This is a genomic window from Eubacterium sp. AF19-12LB, from assembly GCF_003479125.1.
Lineage (GTDB): Bacteria > Bacillota > Clostridia > Lachnospirales > Lachnospiraceae > Eubacterium_U > Eubacterium_U album.
The window spans coordinates 1-14,805 of the sequence record NZ_QUGP01000019.1; the positions used below are offsets into that span (position 1 = coordinate 1).

12 protein-coding genes, 1 tRNA gene and 1 other RNA gene are annotated in these 14,805 nt (G+C 33.1%); 3 read left to right on the top strand and 11 right to left on the bottom strand.

What is annotated here, in order from left to right:
• Positions 1 to 182: 182 nt before the first annotated feature.
• The 4 genes from secD to DWX29_RS12000 all read right to left on the bottom strand — a co-directional run bounded on the left by secD (position 183) and on the right by DWX29_RS12000 (position 4,578).
• Positions 183 to 2,468 (bottom strand): protein translocase subunit SecD, encoded by a 2,286-nt coding sequence (gene secD, locus DWX29_RS11985; protein ID WP_347497724.1) that lies wholly within the window; start codon positions 2,466 to 2,468, stop codon positions 183 to 185.
• 17 nt (positions 2,469 to 2,485) lie between these two features.
• Positions 2,486 to 3,844: a thioether cross-link-forming SCIFF peptide maturase gene (gene scfB / locus DWX29_RS11990; protein ID WP_118565932.1), complete on the bottom strand. Its 1,359-nt coding sequence runs from the start codon at positions 3,842 to 3,844 to the stop codon at positions 2,486 to 2,488.
• 115 nt (positions 3,845 to 3,959) lie between these two features.
• Positions 3,960 to 4,100, bottom strand: a complete 141-nt coding sequence (gene scfA / locus DWX29_RS11995; RefSeq protein ID WP_022088117.1) for a six-cysteine ranthipeptide SCIFF — start codon at positions 4,098 to 4,100, stop codon at positions 3,960 to 3,962.
• A 121-nt stretch (positions 4,101 to 4,221) separates the two neighbouring features.
• Positions 4,222 to 4,578 carry a TIGR04086 family membrane protein gene (locus DWX29_RS12000; RefSeq protein WP_117909222.1) on the bottom strand — a complete coding sequence of 119 codons (357 nt, stop codon included), beginning with the start codon at positions 4,576 to 4,578 and terminating at the stop codon, positions 4,222 to 4,224.
• Between the two features lie 189 nt (positions 4,579 to 4,767).
• Between DWX29_RS12000 and DWX29_RS12005 the strand changes: the two genes are divergently transcribed.
• Positions 4,768 to 6,054 (top strand): hemolysin family protein, encoded by a 1,287-nt coding sequence (locus DWX29_RS12005; protein WP_243003014.1) that lies wholly within the window; start codon positions 4,768 to 4,770, stop codon positions 6,052 to 6,054.
• A 37-nt stretch (positions 6,055 to 6,091) separates the two neighbouring features.
• Here DWX29_RS12005 and DWX29_RS12010 read toward each other — a convergent pair whose 3' ends face one another.
• The gene (locus DWX29_RS12010; protein ID WP_117909220.1) at positions 6,092 to 6,922 is read right to left on the bottom strand and encodes a purine-nucleoside phosphorylase; all 831 of its coding nucleotides are present in this window, start codon (positions 6,920 to 6,922) and stop codon (positions 6,092 to 6,094) included.
• 279 nt (positions 6,923 to 7,201) lie between these two features.
• On the opposite strand from DWX29_RS12010, the gene pyrB reads away from it, so the two are divergent.
• Complete coding sequence (gene pyrB / locus DWX29_RS12020) at positions 7,202 to 8,116, top strand: aspartate carbamoyltransferase (protein WP_117909218.1); 915 nt, start codon at positions 7,202 to 7,204, stop codon at positions 8,114 to 8,116.
• Positions 8,113 to 8,553, top strand: coding sequence for an aspartate carbamoyltransferase regulatory subunit (locus tag DWX29_RS12025; protein WP_117909216.1), 441 nt, complete (start codon positions 8,113 to 8,115; stop codon positions 8,551 to 8,553). The genes pyrB and DWX29_RS12025 overlap by 4 nt, the downstream gene beginning before the upstream one ends.
• A 46-nt stretch (positions 8,554 to 8,599) precedes the next feature.
• On the opposite strand, the gene rnpB is transcribed toward DWX29_RS12025, so the two are convergent.
• From rnpB to DWX29_RS12055, 6 genes are all read right to left on the bottom strand, one after another.
• An RNA gene (gene rnpB / locus DWX29_RS12030) (RNase P RNA component class A) lies at positions 8,600 to 8,948 on the bottom strand.
• A 22-nt stretch (positions 8,949 to 8,970) separates the two neighbouring features.
• Positions 8,971 to 10,626, bottom strand: a complete 1,656-nt coding sequence (locus tag DWX29_RS12035; protein ID WP_022088123.1) for a nucleoside kinase — start codon at positions 10,624 to 10,626, stop codon at positions 8,971 to 8,973.
• On the bottom strand, positions 10,619 to 11,305 hold the full coding sequence (locus DWX29_RS12040) for a class I SAM-dependent methyltransferase (protein ID WP_022088124.1): 687 nt from the start codon (positions 11,303 to 11,305) through the stop codon (positions 10,619 to 10,621). The genes DWX29_RS12035 and DWX29_RS12040 overlap by 8 nt, the downstream gene beginning before the upstream one ends.
• 16 nt (positions 11,306 to 11,321) lie before the next feature.
• Positions 11,322 to 13,082 carry a DNA primase gene (dnaG, locus tag DWX29_RS12045; protein ID WP_117909213.1) on the bottom strand — a complete coding sequence of 587 codons (1,761 nt, stop codon included), beginning with the start codon at positions 13,080 to 13,082 and terminating at the stop codon, positions 11,322 to 11,324.
• 246 nt (positions 13,083 to 13,328) lie between these two features.
• Positions 13,329 to 13,412: transfer RNA gene (locus DWX29_RS12050), tRNA-Leu, on the bottom strand.
• Positions 13,413 to 13,590: 178 nt separating this feature from the next.
• Complete coding sequence (locus DWX29_RS12055; protein ID WP_117909211.1) at positions 13,591 to 14,604, bottom strand: right-handed parallel beta-helix repeat-containing protein; 1,014 nt, start codon at positions 14,602 to 14,604, stop codon at positions 13,591 to 13,593.
• Between the last annotated feature and the right edge of the window lie 201 nt (positions 14,605 to 14,805).

Here is a 14,805-nt window from a genome sequence, read left to right on the forward strand (position 1 = left end):
TCGCCGTGTATAACACTTCGAATTCGCTTCGCTTCTTCTCAGTGATTATACATTCGCCAAATACTTTCATTTTTCTTTGCAAGCAAAAACTGAAAGTATTTGGCTCATTGTGCATAACACAAAATGAACGGCACCTTTTACAGCCCCGTTCATTTTATTATAAAGTATATTTTATGTGTTTTTTAGTTAGCTTTTTTCTTTCCGAATTTCTTAGTAAGAACAAACCAAACAGCACCTGTTATACATACTGATGAGTAAGCACCACATACTAAACCTACCATTAATGGTAATGTAAACTCTTTGATTGATGTAACACCCATGATAAATATCATAAATACCATGATAAATGTTGTTACGTTTGAGTAAATTGTTCTTGTAAGTGTCTGTGTGATACTTAAGTCAACTAATTCTTCTAAGTCATCTCCACGCTTCATTGATGCCTTATTTTCTCTAATTCTATCGAAAATAACGATTGTAGCATTGATAGAATAACCTACAATTGTAAGAAGACATGCAATAAATGTTGTTCCTACTGCTACTCTTGATACTGCATAGAATCCAATAACAACAAGTACGTCATGAATTAATGCAATTACAGCTGCTGAAGCAAACTTAATGTCCTTAAATCTAATCCAAATATAGATTAACATACATATTGTTGCAATGATTGTTGCCCATACAGCATCACTTCTCATTTCTTTACTTACTGTTGCAGAAATCATAGTGTTCTGGAAATTATCCTTGCTGTCTACGGCACCAAATTTTTCAATTAATAATTTTTCAAATGCATCAAATTCATCGCCTTCAAGTTTCTTTGTCTTAATAACGAATTTATTTGAACCAGTTTCTTTCTGTCCCTGAATATCTGATGTTCCTAATGTATCTACAAGTGCAGGTTTAATTTCATCATTAAACTGATCCATTGTATATTCTTTATCAAAGTCAACTGTTACTGAGCTACCACCCTTAAATTCAACGCTTAAGAAGAATGGGTCTTTTCCGGCTGCTGAGTATCCAATCATTGTTGCGAATCCACCAATGATTACAATTATTGAAAGTGCAAAGAATACAACTCTCTTCTTTAAGAAATGAATTGCCTTTCTTGTCTTTTCTTTTCCGTAGAACTTTTCGCCCTGGAATCCTAAATAGTAAAGAATCCATACAAACCACTTAGATACAAATAATGATGTAAATAACTGGAATACAATACTGATAGCTAAAGTCTGAGCAAATCCCTGTACTGTACCTGAACCTCTCCATAAAAGAACTAAAGCTGCGATAAGTGTTGTAATATTTCCATCTACGATAGCTGATTTAGCTTTATCGAAACCAATTGTGATTGCACTCTTAACAGTCTTTCCTGCAGCAATTTCTTCTCTGATTCTGGCATTAATAATAACGTTAGCATCTACTGCCATACCAATACCAAGAATAATACCTGCAATACCAGGTAATGATAATGTTAAGTCAAAAGCGTTTAATGTAAGCATTTCTAACTCAACGAAAACTACCAATGCTAAACTTGCTGCAACACCGGCAATTCTGTAAACTAATAATAAGAATAAAATAATTATTATAAATCCAATGATACCAGCCTTAATTGACTTACTTAATGCATCAGAGCCAAGCTGGGCACTAACAACTTTGTGACTGATTTCATCCAAGGATAAATTCAAAGTACCAATTCTGATATTTGAAGCAAGATTATTAGCTTCATCCATATCTGCCATACCATCAATCTGTGCCTGTCCACCACTGATTGCTGCCTGAACAGTTGGCGCACTAATTACTTCATTATCATAAATAATGTATGTAGACTTACCAACATACTGTGATGTCATGTTATAGAACTTTGTTGATCCGGCATCTGTAAATGTTAATGAAACTACTGCTTCAGATTTTTTAGTTTTACTGTCAGATGACTGCTGTCCCTGAGCATCTGCAATGTCATCACCTGTTAACCAAATCTGATAGTATCCTGCATAATTTCCATCAGTAAGCTGAACATACTTCTTGTTTCCGTTTTCATCTGTTTCTGCTAACTGTTCTTCTGTTAAATCTGTAGAACTCTTTGTACAGAAATATAATGAACCCGGTTTACCTAAACGTTCAACTACTTCATCAGCATCATTTGCACCAGGGATATCAACAGTAATTCTGTCATCCCCTTCTTTGTATGCTGTAGCTTCAGTACTAAACTGGTTAACTCTCTGTTGCATCTTGTAAACTGTATCAGATAAATCTGTTGCATCCCACTTTGGATTGTCATCAGATACCTGATATGTAACACTTACACCACCCTTAAGGTCAAGTCCCTGTGTGATGTTTGCCGCTTTACCACTATCCTTGTAAGCTCCGAGCCATTTCCAATTTGGAAGACCAAATAAGACAATGCCTCCAAGACACGCGATAATTACAAGAGATAAGATGGCATAAACGATTCCTCTTGTCTTGTTCATTTTCTTCATTTTATAAAACCTCTTTCTTATTCATCAGCTAACGCTGCTTTTATCATTATAGAGCATTCCACTCTTTTTCTTTGCATTTCACATCCAATGTCATATGCATCATTAATTGTGCCATGGAAATTGTAAGAATTAGCTGCACAACCACCACTGCAATAAAACTTAGCAAAACAATTCTTGCATTTTTCTTTAGAATATACATTGCAATTGCCAAATTCTTTTACAATCTCAGGTTTTGTAATTCCTTCATCTACATTTCCCATAAGGAAATCTTCATTTCCAACAAATTGGTGACATGGATAGAAATCACCCCATGGCGTTACTGCCAGATATTCTGTTCCTGAACCACATCCTGACAATCTCTTATAAACACAAGGTCCCTGTGTCAAATCAATCATAAAGTGGAAGAAATTAAATCCATTTCCTTTCTTGTATCGATCAATGTATTCAAGGGCTAACTTGTCATATTCCTCCATAATCTGTGGAAGATCCTGTTCTCTAATCGAGTATGGGTCTTCTTCCGGTCCGACTACAGGTTCTATTGACATCTGCTTAAATCCTAAATCAGCAAAATGCTTAACATCTTCTGAAAAATCTAAATTATTTCTTGTAAATGTTCCTCTGATATAGTAATTTGTCTGATTTCTGCTTTCTGCTAGTTTCTGAAATTTAGGCACTATCAAATCATAACTGCCTTTTCCTGTTCTAAACGGACGCATTCTGTCGTTTACTTCTTTTCTTCCGTCAAGACTTAATACAACATTAGACATTTCTTTATTTACGAATTCCATTACCTCATCGTTTAACAGAACTCCGTTTGTTGTAAGAGTAAATCTAAATTTCTTGTTATTTGGTTTTTCTAATGAACGACCATACGCAACTAACTGCTTAACTACATCCCAGTTCATCAATGGCTCTCCGCCAAAAAAGTCAACTTCAAGATTAACTCTGTTACCTGAATTAGCAACAAGGAAATCTAAAGCTTTCTTTCCAACTTCAAAACTCATTAATGCTCTTCTTCCATGATATTCACCTTCTTCTGCAAAACAATATTTGCAGGCAAGATTACAGTCATGTGCTATGTGAAGGCATAATGCCTTTACAACTGTCTGTCTCTTTTCTTTAAATTTCTCCACAAATGGTTCGTAAATATCTTCAGTAAACAGCTGTCCATCTTCAACGAGTTCCTTTACTTCTGAAATACATTCTCTTATTTCATCCTCATTATATGATGATTTTAATTTAGAAATTATTTCATCAGCAGAATTCTCCTCATATAATGAAATAACATCGTATGTAATGTCGTCCACAACATGAACTGCTCCACTTTCTACATCTAATACGATATTATAACCATTACTTTTATACTGGTGAATCACTGTATTTTCTCCTCTCCATTTAATGGTATGTCATAATTTTTAAAGTTTATGCAATAACGCACTATAACAGAGTCGACAAACGTCGGCTCTGTTATAGACATACTTCATTATAAAATTATTTATTTTCGCAAGTCTGATTTCCTACTGTACAGCTAGTCTTGCATGCTGACTGACATGATGTCTGACATTCGCCACATCCACCTTTTTTCATTGTTTCCTTTAATGTTTTTGATGTTAATGTCTTAATATGTTTCATGATATTCCTCCAGTTTATTTATTTTTGTACAATTCAAAAAATATTATAACACATGAATATATTTTTTCAAACTATTTTTTACTATACAGTTAAAACGTTTTTTCATATTGTTTTTCCTACATCACCCTGCCATTCCTCCAAGCATTCCACCTGCTAATGAAGTTATTAAAGCTGGTACCATTTTCACCACACTAGACTCTCCATTATGTGCTATTGCAAATGCCACAATCATTATCATTCCTATATAAATTCCACCTGTCAGCGCTCCCCATAAAAACTTCCTTTTGTTTTTTACTTTTCCTATAATCATCCCACCAATAAATGTAACTATCCCATATACTACCATTACTATTACTTTGTACCCAAAATCACTTACTTTTAATTTATATGTAATAAACGAAGCCAGCAATATAACAACTGCCGTAAGTACTAATTGTGCAAAAATCACCTTAATTATTGATAAAACTGTTTCTTTCATTCCTTTTTCCAATTTTGCTTTTTACAATTCTATTTCATTATTTATAAAATATGACTATTTGGAATACATTTTTATTTAAAAAGGAAAATATGTGCCATTCTTGACATCAAGTTTAGTATTTTGTACAATATCCTAAATGTACGCATAGAATTATGTACATAAATATTTATTTAATTAAGGAGTGATATTGTGGGACCCAGTGACATAGCTATGCTATGTGTATTATTAGTTTTAATTTTACTATCTGCATTTTTTTCATCTGCAGAAACGGCTTTAACAACAGTTAATAAGATGCGTATTCGTATGTTAGTTGATGATGGCAATAAACGTGCCCTTATCCTTGATAAAGTAATAAAGCATCAGTCAAAAATGCTTAGCACCGTTTTAATAGGAAACAACATAGTAAATATAGGTGCCTCTGCTATTTCCACTTTATTTGTACAAAATGTATTTGGAAATATATATGTAAGTATCGGCACGTTCGTTCTTACTTTTGTTGTATTGATTTTTGGTGAAATAATTCCAAAGACAGTTGCCGGTATTCATTCAGAAAATGTAGCACTTTCATACGCAAGAGTTATTTCAATTCTTATGTTTGTTTTAACTCCTATCATTTTTATAATTGATAATTTTTCAAAATTAATTTTAATGATATTACGTGTTGATACGTCATCAAAATCTTCTCATTTTACAGAAGATGAATTAAGAACAATTATGGATGTAAGTCAGGAAGAAGGAATCATCGAGTCCGAAGAATTAGACATGATTAACAATGTGTTTGATTTTGGTGACGCAAGAGCTAAAGACATCATGGTTCCAAAGGTTGACATATCAATGATAAGTACTACTACAACTTACGATGAATTGTTAGATTTAGTTAAACGTGATAAATTTACACGAATTCCTGTTTATAAAGACAGCACTGACAACATAATAGGTGTTATAAATATCAAAGATATGATTATTAATCATGTCACAAAAGATAATTTCAAACTTGAAGAATTAATGCGTGAGCCTTATTATACTTACGCACAAAAAGAACTTAACAATCTTCTTATTGAAATGCGTGATAACGACACAAGTCTATGTATTGTCCTTGATGAATATGGTTTAGCTGAAGGGTTGATTACACTTGAAGATATTATCGAAGAGATTGTTGGTGAAATACGAGACGAATTTGATGAAGACGAAAAACGTGTCATTAGAAAAATAAATGAAAATCAATATATCGTTGAAGGTTCTATCAACCTTGATGATTTAAACGATCAGTTAGGGTTAGATATTGATTCTGAGCATTACGAGTCAATTGGCGGGCTCATAATCGAAAACCTTGAGCGTCTTCCTGATATTGGCGACAGTGTTACTATTGGTAACTGCACATTAAAAGTAGAAAAAATGGATGATAAACGTATCGACTCTGTTCGAATTACAATACATCCTATAAAGAAAGATAACCCTGATGAACAGGAGCAATAAAAAAGTGCCGGGATTTAATCTCCCGGCATTTTCTATTCTATATAATTCCCTTTAAGAGTGTTTCAAAATCTTTAGCCACTTTAGAAGCTACTTCTTTAACCTCTTCATCATTTAATTCCTTATCTGACAAGCCTGCTGCTTTATTTGTTATGCAACTTATACCACACACTTTTATTTGAAGGTAATTTGCAACCATTGCTTCAACTGCTGTACTCATTCCAACTGCATCTGCTCCAAGCTTTTTATACATTTGTATTTCTGCAGGAGTTTCATAATTAGGTCCGGTAGTCTGCAAATAAACACCTTCTTTTAATTCAATATTCTCTCTATCCGCTACGCTTCTAATTACCTGTTGCAATTTTTTATTATATACGCATGACATATCAGGAAATCTTAGGCCAAATCTTTCATCATTTTTTCCAATTAAAGGTGACGGAACAAATGAAGTAATGTGATCTGTAATCATCATAAGATTTCCTACTTCAAAGTTGTCTCCTATACCGCCTGCAGCATTTGTAAGTATTATTTTTTTAGTTCCCATTAATTTCATAAAATATATTGGAGTCACTACTTCTTTCATGCTATATCCTTCATAATAATGAATTCTTCCCTCCATTACTATTACCGCCTTATTATTTATATAGCCAAAAAGCATCCTTCCCTTATGTCCTGTATTTGTCGTTATAGGGAAACCTTCTATCTCACTATACTTAATGCTCTTTACATCTTCTATATTATTAGCGAACCCACCTAATCCTGAGCCTAAAATTATGGCTGTTATTTCTTCATTTTTGCAAAATTCTTTTAATGATAGTTTTTCTTTTACCTGTGTACACATTTTTTCTATTGTTTCATAAAATAATTCCATAATATACACCATCCTTCTAAATTAAATAACTACTAAATTATCTCAATCACTATTTTTATCAATTACATCTATTATAAAGACTCAAATTCATTTTTATATTTAAAGGAAATCAGATTTAATTATATCACATTTTCGTTTTTTCACGAACTTTTCCACTAGTTTTTTTTTAACTTTAAAATCTTTTCTATTTTTCTGTATATTTTTGCACTTTTTTACTTGAATATTTTGTCTTATTACCTTATCATATTGTGTAGAAAAAAATTGGATAAGGAGGAACTTATGCGACATTTAATTAGTCCTCTGGATTTTTCTGTAGAAGAGCTTGACGATTTACTTGATCTTGCATCTGACATTGAAAAGAACCCAGACAAATATAAAGAAGCCTGCAAAGGTAAAAAAATCGCAACTTTATTCTATGAACCAAGTACAAGAACACGTCTTAGTTTTGAGGCTGCCATGATTAACTTAGGTGGCAGTGTTTTAGGATTTTCTTCAGCTGATTCAAGTTCAGCCTCCAAAGGAGAAAGTGTTTCTGATACTATTCGAATTATTTCATGTTACGCTGATATTTGTGCAATGCGTCATCCTAAAGAAGGTGCTCCTTTAGTTGCAGCATCTAAATCATCTATTCCCGTAATCAACGCAGGTGATGGCGGACATCAGCATCCAACTCAGACTCTCACAGATTTAATGACAATAAGATCCTTAAAAGGACGTTTAAACAATCTCACAATCGGTCTTTGTGGTGACTTAAAATTCGGACGAACAGTTCATTCACTTATAAATGCACTTTTAAGATATGAAAATATATCATTTGTTCTTATCTCACCACCGGAATTACGAGTTCCAGAATATATAAGAGAAAACTTAACAAAAGCCGGTGCACCTTTTAAAGAAGTGACAAAACTTGAAGATGTTATGAGTGACTTAGATATTTTATACATGACACGTGTACAAAAGGAACGTTTCTTTAACGAAGAAGACTATATTAGAATGAAAGACAGTTATATTTTAGATAAAAGAAAAATGAAACTTGCAAAAGATGATATGCTCGTACTTCATCCACTTCCTCGTGTAAATGAAATATCTGTTGAGGTAGATGACGACCCACGTGCTGTATATTTTAAGCAGGTTCAATACGGAGTTTACGTTCGTATGGCTCTTATTCTCACACTTTTGGAGGTGAAAATATGATAAATGTAGACCAGATTAACAATGGATTTGTATTAGACCACATTCAGGCAGGTCGTGCAATGGCAATCTACAAATACCTTGGATTAGACAAATTAGATTATCAGGTTGCCATTATAAAAAATGCACGTAGTGCTGTTATGGGTAAAAAAGATATAATTAAAGTCGAAGGTCCTTTAGACATTGTTGATTTTGATGTTTTAGGATTTATCGACCACAATATAACAGTAAATATTATAAAAGACGGTGTTTTAACAGATAAAAAAGAATTAAATTTACCTGATTCAATCACAAATGTTCTTCACTGTAAAAACCCTCGTTGCATTACTTCTATCGAGCAGGAATTAAAACACATATTTATATTAACTGATAAAGAAAAAGGATTGTACAGTTGTAAATACTGTGAAGAAAAGCAGGGAATTCTTTGGGAAAAATTATAATCTATGCAAATTAAAAAATCAGCCGGGTTGGCTGATTTTTTTTATATTAATGAGTAGGACTGTAAGCCGGGTTATGTCATGAATGGTCATCTATCTAGACATATTGTTACCAATATGTTCAAGCGACCTACCCGAAAGCAAGCGGGCCACTTTATGCTTTCTGTTCAGTCTTGCTTCGAATGGGGTTTACAATGCCCTTTCTGTTACCAAAAAGGCGGTAGTCTCTTACACTGCCCTTTCACCCTTACCGGAGAATATCCGGCGGTCTGCTCTCTGTTGCACTTTCCTGGGAGTCACCTCCACCGGCCGTTAGCCGGCATCCTGCCCTATGAAGCCCGGACTTTCCTCGTCTGCGTCCTTTCGGCAATAGCATCCGCGACCATTTATCCTACTCACAAATAACTACAATATCATAAATCATACTTTAAAGCAACTTCCACCTGTAAATTCCCTAAGCAAAGAATTGTTTGGAACATTCTCATTTGAAGTTCCAACAACATAATCTAAAAACTTAAGAAGTCTTTTTGCTTCTAAATATTCTTCTGCATCTTTTGGCACACTAAACAATGCCGGTTCAGCATACTGCTTAAGTACCGCAAGTTCATAAACTAACGCTGAATTAAATATCGCATCTGCACATTCCTGATATGGGAAAATATTATTTTCCTCTCCTCTTCTTACGCGGTGCCACATTTCTATAGTTGCTGCAGCAGATGTGCCTCTTGTTCTTGCATCCCTTACAATTCTTCTTATAAGACGTAAATCCGTTGTAGGAATTCTATTATGTTCATCTACATTAAGTGGTGTAAGTGCACTTACATAAATTTTAAATTTAGATTCATTTGGCAATGAATATGACATCTTATCATTAAGGCAATGAATTCCTTCTATAACAAGAATATCGTCATCATTAAGTTTCAAATAATCTTTGTGATACTCTCTTTTTCCTGTAACGAAATTAAATTCAGGCATTTCAACCTTTTCACCTTTTAAAAGTCGCTCCATAATCTCGTTAAACAACTTTACATCTAAAGCTTCAATCACTTCATAATCTAACTTTCCATCTTCATCTACCGGAGTATCTTCTCTATTTTTAAAGAAGTTATCAACCGGAATTGGATGTGGCTTTAATCCCTGTGCCATAAGCTGAATTGATAATCTATGTGAAAATGAAGTCTTGCCTGAGGATGAAGGACCTGCTATCATAACAAATTTAACACCCTGTCTATTCGCTATTTCTGTCGCAATGTCAGCAATTTTCTTTTCCTGCAAAGCTTCCTGAACAAGCATAATATTTCCGATTGTTCCATTTGTTATTTTGTCATTTACGGCTCCAATTGTAGGAACCCCCATCATCTCTCCCCACTGTGTAGCTTCCTTTAATACTTCAAATACCTTTTCCTGTGGTTTAAATTCAGGCACCTTATCAGGCTCTTCTTTTGTAGGCATCTGAAGCACAAAACCATTGTCATATTGTATTAATTTAAAATATTTAAGTACTCCTGTTGAATATGTCATATATCCATAATAGTAATCATCGAATCCACCCATATGATATACATTTACACGGGATGATCTTCTGTACTTAAATAAATTTTCCTTGTCATACATTCCAAGTTCTCCGAAAAGCTTAATTGCTTCATCTGTCGACAAGGATTCCTTTGTTATAAGAACATCTTTTTCAACTAAGCCTCTCATTTCAGCTTCAACACTATCAAGCAATTTCTGCGTAACTGTAACTTTTCCATAAATTCGACAAAAATATCCTTTACTTACAGAATACTGTACTGATATTTTGTCTATGTTCTCACCGTCACACACTTTGTAAAATGCTTTCATCATTAAAAATGTCATAGAACGTCTGTAACAGTCATTACCAATCTTAGTATCCGTTGTAATAAACTTAACTTCACAGTCCTCATCAACTTTCTTTGATAATTCACACAAAACTCCATCGCATTCTGCTAAAACAATATCATTTGAATACTGATTTTTAAAATCTTTAGCAATTTCATACAATGTTGTCTTACTTGTATATTCTTTTTCCATAGAACCTACTTTGACTTTAACCATTCAAACCCCTTGCCTTTCTGTTTAACTTGCGTAACCGGCGAATTTCAATGTTTCGTCCTATTACGCTGTCATTACAATCCAAAACATCTAAAATCTGTGTGTATTTTTCATATTCTTTATCAAGGAACTCCTTAAATACATCACTTTGTTTTTCAATCAAACATCTTCCATAAATTAATTCTTCCGGTGAATATTTGTTCTGTTCTCTTCCCGGAACCACCTTCATAATTGTATAATATTTGCCATTATCTTTAACCATTGTTTCATCAATAATTTTCCAATTATTCTCCATCATGTTCTTTCTAACAAAATCCTTATCAGAATGAGGTGATAAAATCATCTCTTTAAGCGTTCCGATAACCGGAGAATTTTTTATAATGTCAATCATAAGTTCTCCACCCATTCCTGCGATAACAACTGACTGAACCATGCCCGGCTCAAGTTTTTCCATTCCATTTGACTGAATTGCTTTAATCTTATCCTGCAATTCTTCCATATGGATATTTTCTGTCGCCCTATCAATTGGGCCCTTATTAATATCCATTGCATATGCTTTCGGTGAGATTTTGTTCTTAGTTAAATAAATTGGAATATATCCATGATCTGTTCCTATGTCTGCCACCACATATCCCGGTGTAACCATGTCTGCAACTGCCTGTAGTCTTTTTGATAATGTCATTTGTACAACTCCTGATTTAATTTAATGTAATGTGTATTTTTCCAAGCTGTGCTTTAGCCTGAATTATATTCTGCATCTCAGAAATATCTGTTGCATTTTTTGCCCTGTCATCAAGGCTTTTCTTTTTTATAAGAATCACTGCATCATTAACTGCTTTTTCCTTTTCCTGCATAGTCAGATTTTGATTTATAAGTGGCGAATTAAACAATGCTGCCACTTTCTTATGCTCATCCTCATCTTGGAAATTGTCAATTATTTTTGCAGGATTTGCTTCATTTTCTTCCATCTGTGCCCAAAAAATGCCTGCCACTCTTTTATAAAAATCATCAGAAAAATCTGAAGGCGAAACATACTTTGCAACACTTTCGAAAATATTTTTTTCTTCAATAAGCCAGGTTAACAAAATCTGCTGTGCAAGCACTACTGCCTCTTCCTTTTCTTTATTTCCTGACTTAATTGTTTCTTTTTCTTCTCTTTGTTTCTTTCCAATGTAATTAAGACCTTTCTTCTTGACAAGCTGTCTTAATCCATCTAACGGAATATTAAAAGTTCTGCATACTGATTCAAGATAGTTATTTCTTTCTATCTCATCTTCAAATTCCAAAAGCATATCTGCTACTTTATTATGAAATTCTGTCTTTTCAGATGGATCATCTAAATTATATTCGTTCATAAGTGTTCCAACCTGAAATATAAAATAATTAGTAGCCTTCTCTATTCTTTCTTCATACGCTTCAGGTCCTAATGCCTTAATAAACTCATCAGGGTCTTTATAAGGCTTCATGCTTAATACTTTGATTGAAAGTCCGGCTTCTCTTAAAATAGGTATGGCTCTTAAAGCCGCTTTGATTCCCGCTCCATCGCTGTCAAATGTAAGGACAACCTCTTTTGCATATCTCTTAATAAGCGACGCATGGCCTGAAGTAAATGATGTTCCAAGTGCAGCTACCGCATTATTAAATCCTGCCTGATGAAGAGATATAACATCCATATATCCCTCACAGATAAGTAAATAATCCTTTCTGCTTGTTCTTGCAATATTAAGTCCATATAAATTACGGCTTTTATCAAAAACCTTTGTTTCAGGAGAATTTAAGTATTTAGGCTTACCATCACCCATAACTCTTCCACCAAAGGCAATAACTTTATTATTTACATCCATAATAGGAAACATTACCCTGTTCCAGAATTTATCATGAACGCCCTTTTCTTCAAATGTAAATAATCCTGTTTCCTTTAAAATGTCATCCTTATATCCTTTGCTTTTCATATATTTATATAATGAATCACTGTATTTATCAGAATATCCAAGTCCAAAACCTGTAATTGTGTTATCTGACAATTCTCTTCCACGCAAATAATGATATGCCAAAGCACCTTTTTCGGATTTAAGCATATAATAATAAAATTTCGCTGCCAAAGTGTTTATTGTTAATATTTGAGATCTTTTATCTGCATTCTCCTTTTCTTCCTTTGACCTGGTAACCTGTGGCAATTCTATTCCTGCTCTGAAAGCTAACATCTGAACTGCTTCTATGAAAGAGTAGTTTTCATATTTCATTACAAATGAAATAACATTTCCTCCTTCACCACATCCGAAACAATAATACATTTGTTTTCCCGGAGAAACAGAAAAAGACGGTGATTTTTCATTATGAAATGGACAAAGTCCAAAATAATTAGCACCTTTCTTCTGTAATTTAACATATTCACTTATCACATCTACTATGTCATTTTGATTTCTTACTTCTTCTATTATTTCATCAGGATAAAACATATTGTTCCTCCACTCATATTAATAAGCATTGCCTCTCCATTTGGTTGGCGGTCATTAGTTAAAAGCATTCATTAGAAACGAACTTCGTTTATTTTGTTAATTTCTATAATTACTAACTGATATTATACAACAAAATCAGCTATGTATCAGATATTTTTTTACAACTTTTTTCATTATAACGATTAAAAATACCATTTCAAAAATTGAAATGGTATTTTTAATCGTTATAATTTTAATCAAAACAAATGCAGTCGATGGGACTTGAACCCACACTTTCTTGCGAAAACATGAACCTGAATCATGCGCGTATACCAATTCCGCCACGACTGCAAAAAGCCTCTTATTTGCTTAACTTTCTTAATTTTCATCCTATATATTACTATCATATTATGCCGGAAATAGCAAGCATTTTTGCAAATAAGAGAGATGGATTATTTATCATAATTCATTTGAACTTTCCCTAATGCTAAATACATATATTTATACTCTGAATCTACTCAATAACCTTTTAATTATTCTTTATTTTTATATTCTTTGTTTCCCTTTGCCTTATGCTCTCATCATAACTGTTTATTTTATTATTTCTTATATTACAATTTGCCCATGCTAAACAATTTATTCCATAACTTTTTGCTTTTTTAATATTACAGTCTTCTATGGTGATGTTTTTATGATAAACAATTCCACCATTATCGCTATATCTATGAGTTCCAATTGCTACTATTACATTATTAAATTTACATTTTTTAATTAAAACTTTAACATTAGGGGTTTGATCGTTTTTAGCCCATATTTTCGAAAAGCCATCCGTAGAATCGTCAGGTGTGTCTATATTAATTGCCTCTCTGTTTTTATTATATCCTTCTGCATTTCTAAATGTGCAATTAAGTATTTTCACATTCTTACTTGCATCTAATTCAATAAAATGACATTCGTTCAGATTTTCAAATGTAATTCCTTTTATAGTAATATTCTGATTATGACACATTGTTACTGCAACAGACTGGTATACGCTATTAGTATTAATAGTAACTTTACCTTTTCCAATCATACTTGAGTCATGTACTCCATTATATTCTTTGCTCCAATTTTTCTTATCATATTTTGCGGCAGGCACAAATTCAAATAAGGTTACTCCTGCATGGAATTTCTTAGTATGTGTATCTGTTGTTTTATTAATTACAACACCATCTTCAAATACAATTTTGACATTTGACGGAATACAAAGTGTATTTGTAATATTATATGTTCCTTTTTTTACAATTAATTTTCCTCCTCCTGACACCTCAAGTTTTTCAAGATATGAGCGGAACAAATACCAATCTCTTGTATATTTATTCACATAATCAGAACCATATGTAGAATATAAGTGTGAACCTACGTCAATCAATTTGCTTTTCTTTGATATTGTATATACTTTATTTTCTTTTTTTGCGGCCATTACATTATTTTGTGCAAATATTGTAAAAAAGCTCATCATTACAATTAACGTTACATAAATTATCTTTTTACTCATCTTCATAAAATCCTCCAATTCTCGAATCCGCTTCGCTTCTTCTCAGTGATTATACATTCGCCAAATACTTTCAGTTTTTTTTTGCAAGCAAAAAACTAATTGCTTTACTTTTTTATTTTTGTTATGCACATGGCTTCACCATGTATAACACTTCGAATCCGCTTCGCTCCTTCTCAGTGATTATACATTCGCCAAATACTTTCAGTT